We start from the raw sequence: 21,444 nt of genomic DNA, 5'->3' as shown, positions 1-21,444 counted from the left end.
TCAAAACAGGCAGGTGGGCTAATTTTTCTTTCCAATAGTGCAATTCTTCCTGCATTCCCTCGGTTTCCATCCATGCCGCTTCTTGCCATGCATAATCCGCATATTGCATGGCAAGAGGGGATAAGCTCTCCCCTTGATAGTGTTGGAACATTTCATTAATTAAAATGGGGATAGAACCGCCATCAGCAATAATATGATGCAAGTGAAACAATAAATAGTATTCTTCTTCTTTTGTTTGATAGACATAAAACATAACAAGCGGTCCAATTGACAAATCGAATGGCTGTGTCGTTACTTGACGAATTTGTTTTCTCGCTACCCATACAGGATTATTATCAGCGCACAAATCAACAAAATGAAAACAATGATCGCAAGTTTCTGTTACTCGTTGATACAACGTCTCTTTTTCAAAGAAAAAAATAGTCCTTAAAGCATCATGTCTTTCTACTAACTTCAGAAAACTGTTTTTTAATTTCGTTTGATCCAATTTTCCATTTACTCGAATAACTAGAGGCATATGATATAATGTTTTTTCTGAACTGTATTGATCCAAAAACCAAAGACGGCTTTGTCCGTAAGATGCTGGCACTGTGTCCGTTTTTTCAATGGGCAGAGAAAATAGATCAGAAGCTTGTTCTTGATTTTTACATACTTTCGCTAAATTACTAATGGTTGGTTCAGAAAAAAGAATCTGCAAAGGTAAAACAATATTCATCTTCTTTTTGATTTTGGCAATAACTTGTGTAGCAAGCAGAGAATGACCACCAATTGCAAAAAAATTGTCATGAATGCCGAAAGCATCATGTCCAAGAATATCTGACCAAATAGAAAATAATTGTTGCTCTACTTGATTTGTTGGATGCTCATATTGTGAATTTTTTTCCATCCTTTTGATAGGTAATTCTGCTAATTTTTTCCGATCTACTTTTCCATTTTCCGTGAGTGGAAAAACAGACATAGGAACAAACAAACTAGGTATCATATAGCTTGGGAGTTTTTCCCGCAGCCATTGATACCAATCTTCATTTGCTGTTGTTTTCATATAAGCAACTAATCTTTTTTCCTCTTTTGAATCCTTTTTTACGAGAACAACTGCACTCGAAATATTAGGATGAGACGCCAAAATTGATTCGATTTCGCCTAATTCAACACGATAACCTCTTATTTTTACTTGGTTATCCAATCTCCCAATAAATTGTATATTCCCGTCTGACATGTAACGTACTAAGTCTCCAGAACGATAAACTCTTCCTTTGCCCGGTATATCAATGAACTTCTCAGCTGTTAGTGTTGGATTGTTCCAATAGCCACGTGCTAGTCCATCGCCTCCGATGTATAACTCTCCAGGTACTCCTTGTGGAACCTCCATCCCATGTTCATCCAAAACAAAAACTTTACTTGCAGTGATTGGTTTTCCAATTGGTACATGAGTGTCTTGACTCCAATCACTTGGTACAGAATAACAACAAGTAAATGTAGTATTTTCAGTGGGCCCATACCCATTGATTACTTGTGGTCCTTGTAAATTCAATACTTGCTTGACATGGGGAACCGAAACCACATCTCCACCAGTAAGCAAGTAACGCAACCGGCCAAAACAATTTAGATATTCGTCTACCATAAGGCGGAATAAACCTGCTGTTAACCACAAGATTGTAACTTGATTATCCTCTACTGCCTTACGAATATCTTCTAGCGTTGGAGAAGCAGGCGGCATAATAACCAATTTTGCACCATTTAGCAAACTCCCCCAAATTTCTAAAGTAGCAGCATCGAAAGCAACTGATGCTAATTGAAGAAAAACATCATCCTGTCTGATATCCATATAATTAGGATTGCAAACAAGACGAACAATCCCTCTGGCAGTAATTTCAACGCCTTTTGGTTTCCCAGTTGATCCAGATGTATACATGATGTAGGTTAATAAATCGATATTTGTTATAGATGACAAATTCGCAGTTGAATAAGAATTTAAATCCATTTGTTCCCATACGGAATGCGAAACCGACTCAAACCGATCTTTGTACAGATCAGTTGTCAGAACATGTGTTAAATGAGCATCTTGCACTTGATAATAAAAACGATCTGCTGGATAACTAATGTCAAAAGGAACGTAAACAGCTCCTAATTTGACAACTGCCAAAATACTGGTGTAGAGCTCAAATGATCTTTCGAAACAAATACCAATTCTGTCACCTTGTTTCACACCTTTTGTTTTCAAAAAATGCGCAGCTTGGTTTGCCTTTGCATTTAACTGCTGAAAGGTATACATCTCATTTCCAAGTTGCAAGGCTATGGCAGTTGGATATTGGTCAACCTTTTCTTCAAAAAGACGAGAAAGAGGCTTTTCTGGATAGGTCTTTTCTGTATCATTCCATTTATTCCAAGTATCTTCTTCTGTTTTAGTCACTATGCTCACTTGATCGATGTGTTTGTCTTGATCAGATGATATACTCCAAAGTAAAATCTCAAGCTGTTCAAGCATGCGATCTATCGTCGAAGCTGCAAACAAATCTGTATTGTACTCCAAAATAGCAACTAATTCTTCCTGGCGTTCTACCATTGTCAGATTCAGGTCGAATTTTGCTACCGTTTGAGGCAGATGGATTGGTTGTAACTGAAAAGAAGAGCTTTTCGCTTCTAAATCCATGTTCTGTAAAACAAACATCGCTTGGAACAAAGGAGAAGTTGATGACTGCCTCTCAGGCAAAACCGCCTCTACTACTTTATCAAACGGGATTTGCTGATTGGACAATGCATCTAGTACAGTATCTTTTACTCTATATATGAGATGATTCCAAGTAAGATTGCCGGATAAATTGGTACGTAAAACAATGGTATTAACGAAATAACCAATAACTTTTTCCCATTCTGATCGGTAGCGTCCAGCAACTGGGCTTCCAACAAGGATATCTTTTTCATTACTGTAACGAGACAAAAGAAGTTGAAAAGCTGCGAGTAATACCGTATATAAACTAGAACCTGTTTTTTGTGCTGTCTTCTGGAGTTTTTTCACTAACTCAGAAGGAAATGTCTTTGTCTGTGTTGAACCTCGATAGGTTTCTTTTACATATCGAGGATAGTCAGTAGCCAATTGTGCAGAAGGAAGTGTTTGCAATTTGTCTTTCCAGTAAGACAGCTGTTCTCCTTTTTGTTCCCAATCAATAGACTGATCCGTGAGTACATAATCAAAATAATCGAGGCTTTGCTCCGGTAAATGTCCTTCATCATAAAGCATAGACATTTCTTTCATCAATACTCCTAATGACCAACCGTCTATTACCAAATGATGTGCATGCAAAAATAATCGCCATTCTTGGTTTAATTGATAAAGAAATATGCGAAATAATGGTCCTTTGGTTAAATCAAAAGGCCGGTCTAGTTCTTGCTCAATCAATGCAGTAACCTTTTTTTCCGGCGTGTCTTCTTTACGTAAGTCTTGATAAAAAAACCAATTATCGAGTGGAGAACGAACTCGTTGGAACGGAACTCCGTTATCATCAGCATGAAAAGTGGTTCGAAGCATTACGTGTCTATCGATTAATTCTTTCCATACTCGTTTTAAACTTACAGGATCTACTTGTCCAGTTAATCGATAAGCCGCAGGAACAGAATAAACTGTTGTTCCTGGAACAAGCAGCTCCCAAAACCAAAGTCTTTGCTGAGATGCAGATAAGGACATGGGTTGTCCTCCCTTATGTCCCTCCTCTTTTTTTGATTGTTCTTCGATTTGCGTATCAATCCATTCAGCTACTTCCATCAAAGGAATTTGAAATACTCTTTCTCGTGTTAGCTGTACATCAAATGTTTGATTCACATGATCCAACATATCAAGCAACAAAATTTCATCTGAAAATGTCTCGTGAGTACTCTCATACGATTGATCTGTCCATAAACTCCATATTTCTGCTAATAATTCTTCTGTAACAGTATGAAAGGGAATAGGAAAAGAAGTCCCCCCCCCATCAGAAAGCGAAGGAACTTCTACAAAAATCATAGAACTAAGATTTTCCGTAGTATACATTTGCAGTTGTTGACGTAGTTCATATTTTCTTATTTTTTTATCCGAAGGAGGAACGAAATAAGCAACTATCCTGTTTTGTTCCTCCTTTATTTTCACCTGTTGTACATCCGGAAGTTGATAGAGAATAGTTTCCCATTCTTGCAGTGATCGTGTAAGATTCTCTTTGTCCACTTTCCTCAATCCTTTCTGACTGTAGCCTTACGGAGGAGATTTTGTCTTATTTGTTTCACTAAATCAGCAATAGTTGGGTTCTCAAAAATTACCCGAAGCGGTAACTGACAACGATACATCTCATTAATTCTTGAAACAACCTGCGTTGCCAAAAGGGAATGCCCGCCTAAACGAAAGAAATTGTCCTTAATTCCAATTGGATGATCTTTCATCAGTATCTCTTCCCATATGGATACTAGCCTGTTCTCCATTGGAGTGCTTGGAGGTTCATACATAGATGGAATTTCTATTTCTAGTTGAGCGAGTTTTTGTTTATCTACTTTTCCATTTGCAGTAACAGGAAATTTTGTCAAGCGCTTATATACAATTGGACGCATATATTCTGGTAATTTTTGTTTTGCTAACTGCTCCCATTGTGCTTCTCCATCTTCATCAGCTAAAATGTATGCTGCGATTATTTTCTCCCCATCGGTTTGTTCTTTTGCTAGTACAACCACTTGTTTTACCAAATCATGTTGCAGTAACACAAATTCTATTTCTCCCAATTCAATTCGATAGCCACGAAGCTGAATTTGGTCATCCATTCTACCAATGAAATATAGTTGACCATCGGAACCATACCGAACAATATCACCGGTTTGATAGATACGTTCCGAAGAAGTAGTAATGTTAAATCTATCATTTGTTAAATTTGGTTGATTACGGTAACCATTGGCAAGGCTAGCTCCTGTTAGCCATAGTTCTCCAGGAACACCAATCGGTAGAGTTTGACCAAACGCATTAACAATGCTTATTTTTGTACCGGCAATCGGGTATCCGATAGATGGCAGCGAACCTGTTTCCTCTGTTACTTTTACCAATCCAGCAGTCGCCACAACCGTATTTTCAGTAGGACCATAGTGATTTACTACATCTACTGGAAAATCACTTGGTGGAAATTGGCGAAGCAGGTCTCCACCCGTCAAAAGGTATCTTAATGATAAAGGAGTTGGCCAATGTAACTGAAAAAGTTCTTCACAAATGATTGTCGGAACAAAACAAACAGTTATTTTGTTCTGAACAATCCAATCCCTAAGTTTTACAGGTGATATTCGTACTTCTTCATCGACTATCATCAGTGATGCTCCACTAGCTAAAGCAGGCCATATTTCCCACACTGATGCATCAAATCCTACTCCTGCTAATAGGGAACATTTATCTTGATGGGTTATTTCATAAGTAGTTTGATGCCAATCCACCAATTTCTGCAATGCGCTTTGAGACACTTCCACACCTTTGGGCACTCCTGTCGAACCAGAAGTGTAAATAACATATGCCACACTTTGAGGATTATTGGCCCTTGTATGTATCGATGGCATACTCGCCCACTTTTGTTGATCCTGATCTACTAAAATGAATTTCCGATGAAAAGAGTTGCATTTGGCTTGTAAATTACTATCAGAAATAACAATGTCAATTTCTGCATTTTGAATCATCCATTGGATTCTTTCTTCTGGATAATCAGGATCAATCGGTACATAAGCTGCTCCAATTAGATGAACAGCAACTAAACTAGTAATAAAATCAATGGATCGATTTAGTATTATCCCGACGCTATCTCCAGGTTTCACTCCAGATAGACCCAAAAAATAGGCAAGCTGTGAAGCTTTTTGATATAGCTGACCGTAGCTTATTTTCTCTTCTTTGTGAAAAACTGCAGTTCTATCTGGGTCATTGGTTGCATGTGCAACCATCCGTTCTAAAACCGATAGAGGATAAGAAACATCTTCTGATTGTTGCCAATTTTTCAATTGTGCTTTGTCTTCTTCTAGTAGTAGATCTATTTTCGCTATAGTTACCTCTGATTGGTGGATCATTTGCTCAGCTATCTGTGTAAACAGATGCATAAAGCGTTCAATCAATGATCTTTGAAATTTAGACGTATCATACATCCATTTGAAATAGAAAGATTCTCTAGGAGCCATCACTAAAACAAGAGGATAATGGCTAGTCTCTAAGCCTTGGAGATCGGAAATTTTTAAGACATCGTTTGCCAAAGATCCCATTTGATAGTTTTCCATTACTAGCAAATAATGAAATAGCGGCTCAGCTTTTGGCAGGTTCGCCCACTCTGCAATTTTCGGCAATGGTACATGGGCATGTTCCTCTGAGTTTTTCAATTTTTGTTGAAGCTGACAGAGATACTCGCCAATTTTCCATTCCTTTTGTAAATCAATCCGCACTGGAATACTATTAATAAATGGACCTACGATTTGTTCTACTCCTGCAAGAGACCCCGGACGACCAGAGATAGTTGTACCGTACATCAGATCTGTTTGACCGCTGTATGCAGCCAAAAACATCCCCCATACTGCTTGCATTACCGTGTTCAGAGTTACTTTTTGTTTTTTAGCAAACTGTTTTAAGTCTTCTGTTATATCTTTTGACAAATAAGTTGTCCACTGTTCAAAAATTACTTTTTGTTTTGTTTGGTTAGTGTTTGTAACAACTATCTCTGTTGCTTTAGCATCTGATAGTTGATTTGACCAATAAGATTTTGTCAATTCTTCATCTTGGTTAGTCAACCAATCAAAATAAAGCTCAAATGGTCTTACATGTTGTAATAAAATGGACTGATTTTGATGAAGAGACTGATAAATAGACAAAAATTCTTCTAATACAATAGGCATGCTCCAGCCATCTAATACAACATGGTGATATGTCCATACCAATTGATGTTCTTCAGAAGATGTCATAAATAATGCAATCCGCATCAATGGAGGTTGTGACAAATCAAAAGTATGCTCCCGATCACTTTCTAAATAAATACGAAGTGCATTGTCTCTCTCACTTTGGTTCATAGAAGACCAATCTTCATAATAGATAGGTACAGTCGGATGCTTCCATGTTATTTGATGGGGATATTTCACATCTTTCCACCAAAGCGAAACAGACAATTGTGGATGCCTGATCATCAGCTGCTTCCATGCCTCTTGAAATAGTGACACATTAATCTTTCCAGTCAATTTCATACCCATCTGTATCACATATGCAGATTTTTCTGTCTCGTACAAGCTATGAAACAGCATCCCCTCCTGTAGAGGACTAATTGGATAGATATTCAAAACATCATGTAAATTTCGTACTTTTGACAGCTCTTCCGATGTGATATTGGCTAAAGGATAATCCTCTAATAATGGTTGTGCTTTTTTGCCTACACAATGATCAATTAATTGCATTAACTGTTGTTGATAGAGTGTAATCCAAGAAGTGATCTGGACTTTTGAAAACTGACTGGGATCATATACAAACTTCATTTCTAGGTGACCATCCTGCACAATAGACCATATATCCAATGCATAGGGTCGACGAAATTTCGGATCAATGAATCGTCCTATTCCTTCAGTTGTTGAAGTGGTCCAAATCGAACTAGGATCGGATTGAAATTTGCCTAAGTAATTAAAACTAATCACTGAAGACGGTAAATCAACTTGATTTAGATATTTTAGTACACCATATAAAATTCCGTTGTTGTGTATTTGTTTTAATTTTGCTTGTATTACAGGTACAATGTGGGACCAACTATCACATTCGATTTCAAATCGCACTGGATAAATCGATGTAAACCAGCCAATTGTACGTGATAAATCAAATTCTTCTCCTGATATTCCTTCTCGACCATGACCTTCTAGATCAATTGCAACAGCTTTATTACCTGACCATGCATGATAAGAACTAACCAATGAAGCCAGCAGCAATTCGCTAACCGTCGCACGATAAGCTTGATAGCTTTGCGTAAGCAATTGATCTGTTTCTCTTTCTGATAGACGAAAAGATATTTCATTTGCTGTATACTCCAAATTTTCGTTCATTGCTTCCAATTCAAAAATTGGTGGGAGCTCATCTGATGAAACTTTTTGTTCTTGCCAAAAATCAATTTCTTGTATAACTTCTTCGGACCGAAGATGCAAATTTTGAGCCCAAGCCTGAAAAGAGATTGTTTTGGGCGGGAGTGAAGCCTCTTTCCCCATTGCGATTTGTTGGTACGTTTCCGATAAATCTCCCAGTAAGATTCTCCATGAGACTCCATCAATGATTAGATGATGAATGACAATAAGTAATTTATCTTCTTGTCCTAATCCATGTCTAAAATAAATCGCTCTCCATAAAGGACCCTCTTGCAGATGAAGACTGGTTTGAGTCCTTTGTCCTACTTGAAGGATAGTTTCTTGTTGTTCAGTTTCAGTCATCGCACCTAGATCAAGTACTTGTAACGGCACACTGTTCGAAATGGTGCTATATGATTGCCTCCAACCTTTTTCTGTTTCAACAAATCGTAGACGAAAAGCATCATGGTGGTTCACTATTTTTTCAAATGACTTGGTTAATACAGACAAAGATAATGGTTCATTTACTGTGATCAGCATTCCTTGATTAAAGTGATTGATATTTTCTAGATGTTGTTCAAAAAACCATTTTTGAATCGGAGTAAGTGGTACTTCACCTACTACTAAATCTTCATCATGATTTATCTTTTCCACTGTTTTCGCAACCTTGGCTAATTCCATTATGGTTTGATGAGTAAAGATTTGTTTCGTCGTAATTTCGATACCTGCGTTTCTAGCCCTAGCGACCATTTGAATACTGATAATGGAATCTCCACCAAGTTGAAAAAAATTATCATGGGTACTAATTTTTTCAATGTGCAGCAATTGGCTCCATATTTCTGCTAAGCGCTGCTCCACTTTTGTCCGTGGAGCAGAAAAAGTAGACACATCGACCAAATCATCCCAGTTAGGTTCTGGTAAGTTTGCTCGGTCCAACTTACCATTAGCAGTAAGAGGTAATTGTTGTAATGGTATGATTAACTTGGGCACCATATATGGTGGAAGTTTCTCTTCAAGAAGCTCTTTTGCTTCTGTACAGTCATTTGTGTTTTCCATCACCACATATGCAACCAAATTTTGATTTGACACCATTGCAGCTGCTTCCCTCACTGCTGGAATTTGTGCCAGTGTAGCTTCTATTTCGCCTAATTCTACTCGATACCCCCGGATACTTACTTGCCGATCCATTCTTCCTTGAAATTGGAGATTACCATCGGCCATCAGTCTTACACGATCTCCGGTTTTATAAAGACGTCCAAACTCAGAATGCTGAATAAAGCTCTTATTTTCCTTTTCTGGATTTTTATGGTATTTGATTGCAAGCTGATTTCCACCAATACACAATTCTCCTGGCACTCCAATAGGTACTTGCAAACCTTTTTCATCTAAAACATATACTTTTACACCTGTAATGGGCTTTCCGATCGAAGGAGACCATACTCCTTCATCTTCTACAATACCGGCTGTTGTAACTACTGTATTTTCTGTTGGACCATAGTGATTTACGAGTGTTACAGGAAAATTTTTTGGCGGAAACATGTGTAATTGATCCCCACCTGTTAACAAATACCTTAAACTTCCACCATTTGTCCAAGGGATTGAAAACAATTGTGTTGCTAATGGAGTTGGTACAAAACTAATCGTAATTCCTTGGCTAATCAACCAATCTCTCAACTCGGTTGGATCTATTTTCTTCTCTTCACTTGGTATGATCAGCGTTGCTCCTGCTGCTAAAGATGGCCAAATTTCCCATACAGAAGCATCAAACGCTGGTCCAGCTAATAAAGTCGTTCGATCTTCTATTGTCAATTGGTACGCTTGCTGATGCCATTGCACAAGATTATCCAGCCCACCATGTGTAATGCAAACGCCTTTTGGCAACCCAGTAGATCCACTTGTATATACCATATATGCCAATTGATTCGGCTCGATGGTAGAAAAATGAGCAGTAGTTGGCATGTGCTCCCATGAAACAGGATATTTATCCATGACAAATGTAGTTGTTGCCAATCCTGCTAAACGGTGGATTAGATGATCTTGAGTCAATAGAATAGATGCTCCTGAATCATCAATCATATATGCTAAACGCTCCAATGGGTATGATGGGTCTAAAGGAACATAACAAGCGCCTAACTTCATTACACCTAAGCACGCGACTACCAGTTCAACGCATCGAGTGGCACAAATCGCAACTCGATCATGTTTGCTTACACCAATAGAACGTAGAAAAAGTGCTAGTTGTGTTGATTGTTGATCCAATTCACGATAAGACAATGATTTTTGATCTTCAACTAAAGCAAGTCCATCAGGAACCATTTTGACTTGTTTGGAAATCTGCGACGGAATATCATCAAACATGAAACTTTCCTCATTATTGGTATGAAAACTTTCCAATAAATTTTGTTCGTTTGGACTTAATAATGCCAAATCGCTAAAAGATTGATCCAAATCATCTTCCATTAACATTAGGATATATTCAAAATTCGCTATCAAGCGTTGAATTGTTTCTTCCGCAAAAAGAGTTCGATTATACTCAAAAGTTAAAAATATCCCATCCGTTTGATCCGCTGCTGTTACGGTTAAATCAAATTTTGCAGTTGGTAACGCTGTAGGAACCGTTTGAATGGCAAAGTTTTGTTTATATTCTTTTTCATTACCATGTGACTGCATAGCAAACATCACTTGAAATAAAGGCGATTCACTTAATTGACGATTTGGAGCAACAGCATCTACCACTTTTTCAAATGGAACTTGTCCATTTGCATAAGCTTCAAGTGATGCTTCTCGGACTAGGTGCAAAACATCTTCAAATGTATGTGCTTGGCTTAAATCTGTACGAATAACAGTTGTTTCAACAAAAAATCCAATTAAATTTTCTAATCGTTCATCATATCTACCTGCATTTGGGGTTCCAATCGTAATATCTTGCTGGGTTGTATACTTACTCAACAAGATTTGAAATGCTGCAAGCAATACCATGTATAAGGTTACACTTTGCTCACTGCTTATTTCTTTTAGGTGCTGAGAAAGTGTTCTAGACAACTGATAGTAGCATGTCTTACCATCAAAGGTTTGCTCGCTTGGTCTAGGAAAATCAGTTGGTAACACAGTAGGTGTAATATTTTCAAGTTTCGCTTTCCAATATTTTAAATGCTTTTCCCAACCTTTTTCTCTTGTAATGGAATCCAAATGGAAAGCCATATCACTCGGCGCTAAAGCTAGTTTGGCTAGTGATGGCTCTTCTCCAATTAAAAGATGATCATAAAAGTGGAAAAACTCTTGCGATAAAATATTCAATGACCAGCCATCGGCAATGAGATGATGCATAAGAAAAAAGAGGTAATATTCACTGTTAGATAACTGGTACAACTTCATTCGAATCAATGGTGCGGTTTGTAAACAAAAAGGAATCTCAATTTCATTATCAATGTCTCGCTTTGCTTCTAGATCTGGGTTGAGTGCTGTACGTAAATCCAAATACTCCATAGTAACGTTTAAAACATCAGTCACCAACTGATAAACCATGCCATCCTTCTCTTCAAAAAAAGCAGTACGTAAGGCGGGATGACGTGCTATCAATTTTTGAAAAGCTATTTCCATTCCATGTTTGTCTACCTCGCCTGAAACTTTGAGAACATAGGGCAAATGATAAACATGCTTTACTGGTAACAATTTTTCTAAAAACCATACTCTTTTTTGAGATGGAGACAGTGGGAGTTTCCCCGAAGTCGCACGCGGCTCAATTAGGTCCGCTACATCATTTGACTGATACATGTACTGTTCCAAATGATTTGATAATAACTTTACTGTAGGAAATTGAAATAGAGCGCGTATTGGTAAAGTTACATGAAAAATACGGGAAATTCTAGCAATAACTTGTGTTGCTAATAAGGAGTGCCCTCCCAGAGCAAAGAAGTTATCAGACGTAGATACTTCTTGTCCTAACACGTCTTTCCATATCCCTTTCATTATCTCTTCCAATTGAGAATCCATTGATACATGTATATCTTGATTTTGTCCCTTTTTCTCCCATTTCGGAAGTTTAAATCGATCAATTTTTCCATTTGGAGTCAGGGGAAAACAATCCAATTCTATAAAATAACCAGGTACCATATAGGCTGGTAGTTTCTTCATTAGGTATGCAGAATAATCTGTATCCCTATTACCACCAATAATATAAGCGATTAACTGATGATCATCAGCTACCACAAGTGCCTTTTCCACATGTTGATGCTTTTCCAAAACATGTTCGATTTCTGATAATTCAATGCGAAAACCTCTGATTTTTACTTGATGATCTTCTCGTCCTATGTATTTTAGTTCGCCATTTGATTGTAATGTTACAATATCTCCTGTTCGATATAGCTTTTTTCCTTTTTGAAAAGGATGATCGATAAATTTTTCATCTGTTAGTTTTTCCTGACCAAGGTATCCTTTTGCTAAACCTAATCCTCCCAAGTACAATTCCCCTGGAATTCCTATCGGAACGAGTTTTCTGCCTCTATACAGAACATAGGTTTCTGTATGCGGAATCGGTCTTCCAATGCTTGGAACATCTTCTCTATCTCTTTTTACCAAAGAATAAGTAGAGTAGGTTGTATCTTCTGACGGTCCATAAAGATTGTAAATTTTCTCTATATGTTCTAGTGCATAGAGCGACTTGGCCAGTTTGTTGGTCAATGGTTCACCAGCTAAGTTAATCGTCCTTACAGAAGATGGAATTGCATTTAGTGCTAACAATTCTGTAATTGCTGATGGAACGGTATTGATAAGCGTAATCTCATGGTTAAAATCAAATTCAGCAATAGCTAGCGCATCATTCACTCCAATAACAGTCCCGCCGCATCCTAGCGGGAAAAATAACTCAAAAACTGATAGATCAAAACAAATCGAAGTAGAAGCTAACACACCTTTGATTTCTTCGGGAGTAAAGACGTTTTCTGCCCACTGCATCAAATGAACAACACTGCGATGTGCAATCATTACTCCTTTTGGCTTTCCAGTAGAGCCTGATGTATACATAACATACGCGAGTGATTCACAATCGTAACCCCGATCTAAATTACAATCGGCAAAACTTTGTAGTAATTGATCCATTTGCTCAAGATAAACAACATTTCCATTAAACGAAAAAACATCCAAGTAAGAAGCTGATGTCGTGATCATTGTTTTCGCATTCGCATCTTGCAATATGTATTCTATTCTGCTTTTGGGATAATTCTGATCAATAGGTACGTAGGCTGCTCCAGCTTTCCAAATAGCTAGTATAGCAACGACCATATCAATTGATCTCGGAACTCCTACAGCAACCAAATCCCCAGAATTCAGACCTTGTTGTAATAAATAACGAGCCAATTGGTTTGCTTTTTTATTCAAATTTTCATATGTAATATACTCTGTTCCCCAAAAAACAGCAGTTTGACTAGGAGTTTTAGTAGATTGTCGCTCCACGAGCTGATGCATTAACTCGCTAGAAGAATATTCATCATCACAACAACTCAAAGAGAGAATAAATTGTTTTTCTTCTTCTGTGACCCATTCCAAAGAATCAATTGTTTGATTGATATTTGAAAATATTTGATTCATCATGTGCCCAAAATAAGCAGCCATCTGTTTGATTTGATGGACTTCAAAGTAAGAACTATCATAAATAAATTTGCAGCGAGTATTGTCATTCGGCAAAACCATTACTGTTAGAGGATAGTTTGATTTTTCGATCGAATCGATAATCTCTAACGAAAACAATTCCGGTTTAGCTGTGATAGAAGGATAATTTTCATAAACAAAAAGACTATCAAATAAAGAATCTTCATTGGATATTCTATTTGTAGATAAAATATCTGCCAATGAGATGTGTTCATACATTTTCATTTCTAATTGGGTATGTTGTAACTTTTGAAACCATTCCATAATCGTATCAGTTGGAGTGATTAAAGAACGAACTGGAACAGTATTCATATGCATTCCAACTCGTTTATCATAATCATTTAACAAAGGCGATCTACCTGATACTGCCGTCCCAATAACTACATCTTCTTTGGCAGTATAGAAAGAAACAGTAATTAGCCAAATACCTAAAAACAATGTAGATTCTGTTATATTTAGCTTTATTGCTGTTTCACGAAGACGTGCTGTTTCTTCAGCGGATAACACAAAATCATGTTCACTAGGTAAAATCGATAATTGCGTATTACTTTTATTTTTTGGTAATAATGTAGGCTCTTCTAAATCAGATAATTGCTCATGCCAAAACAACTTAGCATCTTCTTGATCTTCTGCTTCCAGCCATGCCACGAACTCTGAAAAAGCTGGTATTTCCATGTCTAGATTTTCTTCTTGATAAAATGAAATAAGATCTTGCAAAACTAACGGGCAACTCCACCCATCTAGCAATAAATGATGAAAAGTCCATAATACTTGATACTGGTCATCTTTTATTTTTACAACTGTTATACGTGTGAGAGGAGCTTCCTGCAAATCAAATCCCTTTTCACGATCTTTAATTAATAACTCTTGCCATAATTTATCCTGCTCTTCTTTTGACAGATGAACCCAATCCTGAAAATAAAAAGGGATCTCTCCCTCTTCTTTTACAATTTGAAGAGGGCTTGAGAGCTCTTCCCAAAAAAAAGCGGTGCGAAAAACATCATGTCTTTTTGCTACATGATTCCAAGCACAAGCAAATCGATTCATGCTAATGGAACCTGTCACTTTTAAACAGAGCTGATTGAGATAAATTCCTTTTTGTGGTTCATCGAGACAGTGAAACAATATCCCTTGTTGTGCAGGAGTTAGAGGATATACATCCTTGATCCCTTCTTGCAAAATCATCGTCCCTTTCTTTGAGAAATTTTGGAGAATAACCTTGAGATATCAGCATCTTTGGATTTCTTCTTGTTTCTCATTTTTCTTGTTTGTTGCTGTACAAAAGATTGGCATTCTTCCTCTAGATACTTTGCAAATCGAGCAATCGTACTCCTTTTATATAAAGCTTTACTGTAATTCCATAAAAGAGTTAACTTTCCATCTTGAATAAAACTGTTAATTTCAAGTAAATAAGGACGTAAAACTTCTTGATACTTACGTGGTCCGAAAAAGGATAAATCTTCAAATAGATGATGCTTACTATTTATCATCTGAGTAAATTGACCTAAATAATTGAAACAGATTGGAGAAGGTGTCGCTGCGATAATATCTTCATCTTTTAATACATATCGCAATTGTCCATAAGACGTACCGCCATTAGGAATTTTCTTGATCTGTTCTTTTACAATCTGCAAGATATCCCTTTTTGGATTTACTTGTAATAAAAGTGGATAGATGCTAGTAAACCATCCAACAGACCTCGATAAATCGAAATCTTCTCTTTGTGTATCTCTTCCATGTCCTTCTACATCTAGCCGAAGGGTATCGCTACCCGACCACCGTTTATAAGCATTCCACAAAGCAGCAATTAAGAGCTCATTCATTTTTATGGATAAACTCTGATGTAGAAATGTACTGGTCTCACCCGCTGAAAATTGTTGTCGATACTCTTCTACTTGTGTATCTGTATTCACTCCTTCTGGATAATCTACTGGAAATGGTTCTATAGGTACACTTATAGTCCTTATCCAATCATCCTTCTGATTTTTTATCTCTGCTGTATTTTCTTGTATATAGTGAGACCATTCTTGATAAGACGTTGTTTTCAAAGGAAAAATGAGCTCTTCTCCTGATTCCATCTGGCGATAAATAGAACCCAAATCTTCTAGTAATATTCTCCAAGAAACGCCGTCAACAACAAGGTGATGAACAGCCAAAATCAAAAGTGATTTTCTTTTATATTTAACAAAAGTTCCTGCGACTAATGGACCATTTGTGATATCTATTTGTGATTCAGTCATTTGATGAAGAGAATCTATATCTAGCATGTTCTGATGAATCACTTGAAAAAAGAGATTATCTTCTGACAAAGCAATTTCTGCATACCATTTACCTTGCCTCTGTTGAAATCGTGTTCGCAACCCATCATGTAAAATTAGCAGTTTTTGTATTGCTTTTTTTAGTAAAACAGGGTCTGCCTCTTGTGAAAAAGTTAAAATCATCGACTGATTCCAATTGCTTTTATTTGGTATATTTTGATTAAAAAACCATTCTTGGATAGGTGTAATCGCCACATGACCAGTAACTAGATCCTGCTTCGTGTGATTCTTATCTATTTCTCCTGCTATTTGCGACATCTTTTCAATTGTTGGGTGAGTAAAAAAATGTTTTGGGCTCACTTTCAAACCTTCTAATTTGGCTTGTGCTATTACTTGTAGGCTGAGAATAGAATCTCCACCCAGCTCAAAAAAGCGGTCAGTAGTACTGATACTATCCAAGCACAAAACGTTTTTCCATATTTCAAGCAATTTTACTTCTTTTTCGTTTTTTGCTTCTTTGACTTCCTCTAAACTTGAATCGAAGTCGGATCGAGGTAAAGCTTTTCGATTTACCTTCCCATTTAAAGTCAGAGGGAAAGAGTCAAGTGAAACAAAATGATTTGGGACCATAAATGAAGGAAGTTTTGTTTCAACATAATCTTTTAAATGAGAAAGATCAGTTCCTTTTCTGTCAGCAACAACATAAGCAAACAATTGTTGATTCTGCACAATGACCACTGCTTCTTTAACGAATGGATGTGCAGTTAGAACGTTTTCAATTTCACCTATTTCGATTCGGTATCCTCGCAGTTTTACTTGAAAATCGCTTCTACCAATGTACTGTAATCTGCCATCCGTAGAATAACGAACCAAGTCACCAGTACGATATATCTTTCCAAAGCGAGGATGCGAAATAAAGCGTTCGTCGGTAACGTCTTCTTTTTTATAATAACCTCTTGCGACTCCAGCTCCTCCTATGTACAGTTCTCCTACAACACCTTTTGGTACCAACCTTTTTTGTGTATCAAGTATATACACTTTTGTATTTACAATCGGTTTACCAATAGATGGAATGGAGGTTTCCTCTCTTTTCATTAATTCGAAAGTACTGTAAGTGGTACATTCCGAAGGGCCATACAGATTAAATACTTTACTGACATGTTCTTGTTGATACAATTTATCCACTACATCCCGTTGCAAAGCTTCTCCAGCCAAATTGACAGTCTTAAGAGATGAAGGAAGACCACCAATGGCTAAGAGCCCTTTTGCAGCAGATGGAACAGTATTGAGAAGAGACACCTCATTTGCTGCTGGAAGAGATGGAAATGCTAATGCATTTTCACTGATAATTACTTTTCCTCCAGCTAATAAAGGAACAAATATTTCAAAAATCGAAAGATCAAAACAAATGGATGTACTGAATAATACCCCTGATAATTCATCTGGAGAATACATGCTGTGCGCCCATTGAACAAATGACATGAACTGAATATGTTCGACAGCAACTCCTTTTGGTTGGCCAGTGGATCCAGATGTGTAGATAAGATAAGCTAGATCGTGATTTGACAGTTCTGTACAGACATCATCAGAAGAATATGTCTGCCAATCTTTTTTTGTTAAAACAAACTTATCTATATCCTGATCTCTCAACATATGATTTACATCTGCATCTAGTAGCAACAGAGATATATCTGCATCATCTATCATATATATCAATCTATCTTTAGGGTAAGATGGATCAAGACCGACATACGCTGCTCCCGTTTGCAAAACCGCCATCACTGCAACTAACAGGGTATAGCCTCTATCAAGAGCAATACCCACAATATCGCCTTTTTTTATACCGCAGTCGATCAAGAGACGAGTAAGTTTATTTACATCCTCTCTCATTTGCTGATAGGTTATATACTCTGATCCATCTACTACTGCAATTTGCTCAGGTGTCCGCTTCACTTGTGCCAGCCATGCCTGGTGAAGGGTAAGTGCAGATAAACTTTCTGATCCTCCATCACCATATTCCATCAATCTATCTTCCATTTCATTCGTTACACAAGAATACCTATCCAAACTTTTTGTTGTATCCATAGCAATTTGCTCTAGCAGGTGAACATAACTTTTAGCCATTTGCTCAATAAGATCCGTTGATAATAAAAATGCATCATATTGCCAATGAAGGAGAAAACCTTGCTCCCAATCTGCAACTTTTAATGTCAAATCAAATTGCGACGTCGGATCATTTATTCCTATACTCGTGACATTCAGGTTGCCCCATGGAATACTTATATTTTCTTTTCCAAGTGAAATAGCAGCAAGTTCTGGAACCAGCGTCGTTTGTTCAAAAGCTAGCATTGCTTGAAAGACTGAAGGAATACTAGAATCTCGAACAGGCATGAGTTTTTCTATCAGATCAATAAAACTGATCTCGTTTTCAATCGCTTCTTGTGTAGTCTGTATTGTCTTTCGTAAAAACCGATCATAGGTTAGAGATGGTGTCACTTTTCCTCGAATCACAAAGGGATTGACCATATAAGTAAATTGCTTTGATTCTTGTACACTATTTCTTCCTACAGAAGGTGACCCCACTATGATATCTTCTTGTCCAGAAAAACGAGACAGAACGATAAAATAAGCTGACAATAACAGGTGATACAGTGTTGCATCATATTTTTTTGCAACTTCCCTTAATGACTGGGCAAGTACAGGTGAAATTTGGCTTTCCATTCGTTTTCCTTGAAAAGATTGACTGCTTCCACGTCTAGACTGATGAGGGAGATTTAGTATTGGTAAATTTCCAGCTAGTTTTTCTTTCCAATAGGAAAGATGTTGATCACTCTGGAAAACTTTTGGCATCAAAAATACAGGATCCGCATTTGTCTGTCTTTTTTCAATTAAATGGATGTAGGTCTTTTTCAAGTCTGATAAAAATTGATCAAGTGACCATAAATCGCAGATCATATGATGGAAACAAATGAGTAAAGTGTAATATTTATCCATATGATTGTACAAAAAAGCACGGAATAGCGGTGCTTGCTCTAATACAAATGGTGTGTAAGCATCTTCCAATAACTGATCTCTAAAATCAACAATCGCGTCCTTCTCTATCAATGAATTCGGATTGGAACGATATATATACTGATATGGTTTCCCATTTTCATACTGGCGAATGACAGCTCGTAGACTGGGATATTTATAAACCATCAATTCAATCGCTTGTCGAAATGTATCAACATCCAGCTCCTTTGGAAAACGCAAGGCAATCGGAATATGATAAGCTGCATTTTCTGGAAATGTTTTTTGGATATACCATATCGCTTCTTGCCCACGATTCAGTGGTACCTCTGTAACTTCATGATGATCTAAGCTCTGTTCTGTTACTTTTGGCTCTTCGAGAAGTTGAGAATGAATCGAAACAATCAGCTCATCCCAAGTCCAAAAAAGCAGGGTTCCCACATTTGGCAATTCAATATCCCAATAGCTTTCCAGCGTAAATTTCAACTGAAGCAATTTTATCGAATCAAATCCATACAAAACAATACGCTGATTGGACCAATCAGATTTGAATGATAAAGATACCAAGTCTGATAATTTATCTTCAAGGCAACCTCTCTGCTTGGTAGGCGGGAGAACATTCCAACTTTCTCGATTAAACTTCTCAGATGTAATATGCTCATTTTCTTCTAATTGAAGTTCTCGATAAACAACTTCCAGCTCATCCTCCATATATTTTTGTTTGCATGCACTTCTTTGGATCTTTCCACTTGAAGTTTTTTGTACACTATTTTCTCGGATAAAAACAAATTCATGACAAGTGACTCCATATTCTTCTGCCAATGCTAGTTGTAGTTGTTTCGTTAAATGTGATAGATCGACTAATTGCACCGCACTATCTCTGATTTCTTGAACAATAATCAGTTTTTCTCCATCTTCGTGGTCAATCGAAAAAGCTGCTCCACAACCAGGTCGAATAAAAGAAGAACAAGATTCAACCACCAACTCTAAATCTTGTGGATACAGATTCCTACCATGAATGATTACTAGATCTTTATAACGACCAGCGATATACAACTCATCATCGATAAAATAACCTAAATCTCCGGTTCGAAGGAACGGTCCCTCTTCATCCAGCCATGCTGAAAAATCGGTAGCTGTCTGTTCGGGTTTATTCCAATACCCATGAGCTACACTGCTTCCTTTAACCCATATTTCTCCAACTGAATTTACATCACACTCTGTCAACGTTTCTGGATTTACCACTCGAATCGTCAAGCCTTCTCCAACCGTTCCGCAACTCACTACTTTTTTAGCACCTTTTTCATTGCTTAACTGAACATTCCTATTGTTTAAGTCGGCAATAGAAATGGACTGACAGACCGGCTTTTTATCCCATTGCCCTCCTGTAATAAATAGCGTTGTTTCAGCCATTCCATACATCGGGTAATGTGCTTCTGCACGAAATCCATATTTCGAAAAAACTTCAGTAAATTTTTCCAACGTCTGATATCGTACTGGCTCTGCACAGTTAACTGCAACTCTCCAACTACTAAGATCCAATGATGCTTTCTGAACTGAAGAAATTTTGCGCACACATAAGTCAAAACCGAAATTCGGACAACAGGTTGTTGTTCCACGAAATCGGCCAATAGCTTTTAACCAAAGATAAGGGTTCACTACATATTGATAAGGAGATAAAGAAACAGCATGGAATCCAACATACAATGGTTGAATCACACAACCGATCAATCCCAAATCATGAAAAATAGGTAACCATGATACACTGACATCATTTGTTGTATGCTGCAAGCGTTCGCATATAATAGCAGAATTATCTAGCATATTACCATGACTGACCATAATACCTTTTGGGTTTCCAGTTGATCCTGAACTATATTGTAAATAAGTAACTGTATCACGATCGATATTTGGTAATATCCACTCTTTTGCCCATTTATCGGATAGCGTATCAATGGGATACCATTCCATATCCATACCAATCCATGTCTTTCCATTTTCTATTTCTAAATTATGTAATACTTCCGTAGAAGTAAGAGCAATCTTGGCTCCGGCATCCTTTACGACTGCTTGTAATCGCGCTGTCCGACGATGCTGTTTTTCTGGTGGGTAACCCGGAACTGCAATAACACCTGCATATAAACAACCATAAAAAGCACTTATAAAATCCAATCCTTGATGAAACAGCAACATGACACGGTCACCGGCTGCTACTTTTGTCCGCAGCCATGCGCCAATAGCCCTAGCACGTATATCTAAAGTCTCATATGTATAACTTACTTCATCCATATCTCCATCTTTTAAAAAAGTATATGCTTTTTTCTCAGCTTGATATTTGGCACGGTATTGAAGAATATCGATCATGGTATGGAATATTTTAGCCATGTTTCCTCCTGAAAGATACCAAATTGATAGATATATAAAAAAATACAATCGTTTCTACATGATGAATTTTTTGGAAAATCTAATG

3 protein-coding genes are annotated in these 21,444 nt (G+C 37.3%); all 3 read right to left on the bottom strand.

The genetic code is table 11. From position 1 onward, the window contains the following. Positions 1–4,195: non-ribosomal peptide synthetase (locus AC5WOC_RS10670; RefSeq protein WP_496055391.1), on the bottom strand; the 4,195-nt coding region annotated here is incomplete at its 3' end. A 5-nt stretch (positions 4,196–4,200) separates the two neighbouring features. After that, positions 4,201–14,892, bottom strand: coding sequence for an amino acid adenylation domain-containing protein (locus AC5WOC_RS10665; RefSeq protein ID WP_496055390.1), 10,692 nt, complete (start codon positions 14,890–14,892; stop codon positions 4,201–4,203). Continuing rightward, positions 14,889–21,359, bottom strand: a complete 6,471-nt coding sequence (locus AC5WOC_RS10660) for an amino acid adenylation domain-containing protein (protein WP_496055389.1) — start codon at positions 21,357–21,359, stop codon at positions 14,889–14,891. Before AC5WOC_RS10660 ends, AC5WOC_RS10665 begins: the two co-directional genes overlap by 4 nt. Between the last annotated feature and the right edge of the window lie 85 nt (positions 21,360–21,444).

The organism is Shimazuella sp. NTD247 (assembly GCF_059510415.1).
Note: the sequence above shows the minus strand (reverse complement) of the source record. Positions and strands in the feature narration are given on the sequence as shown.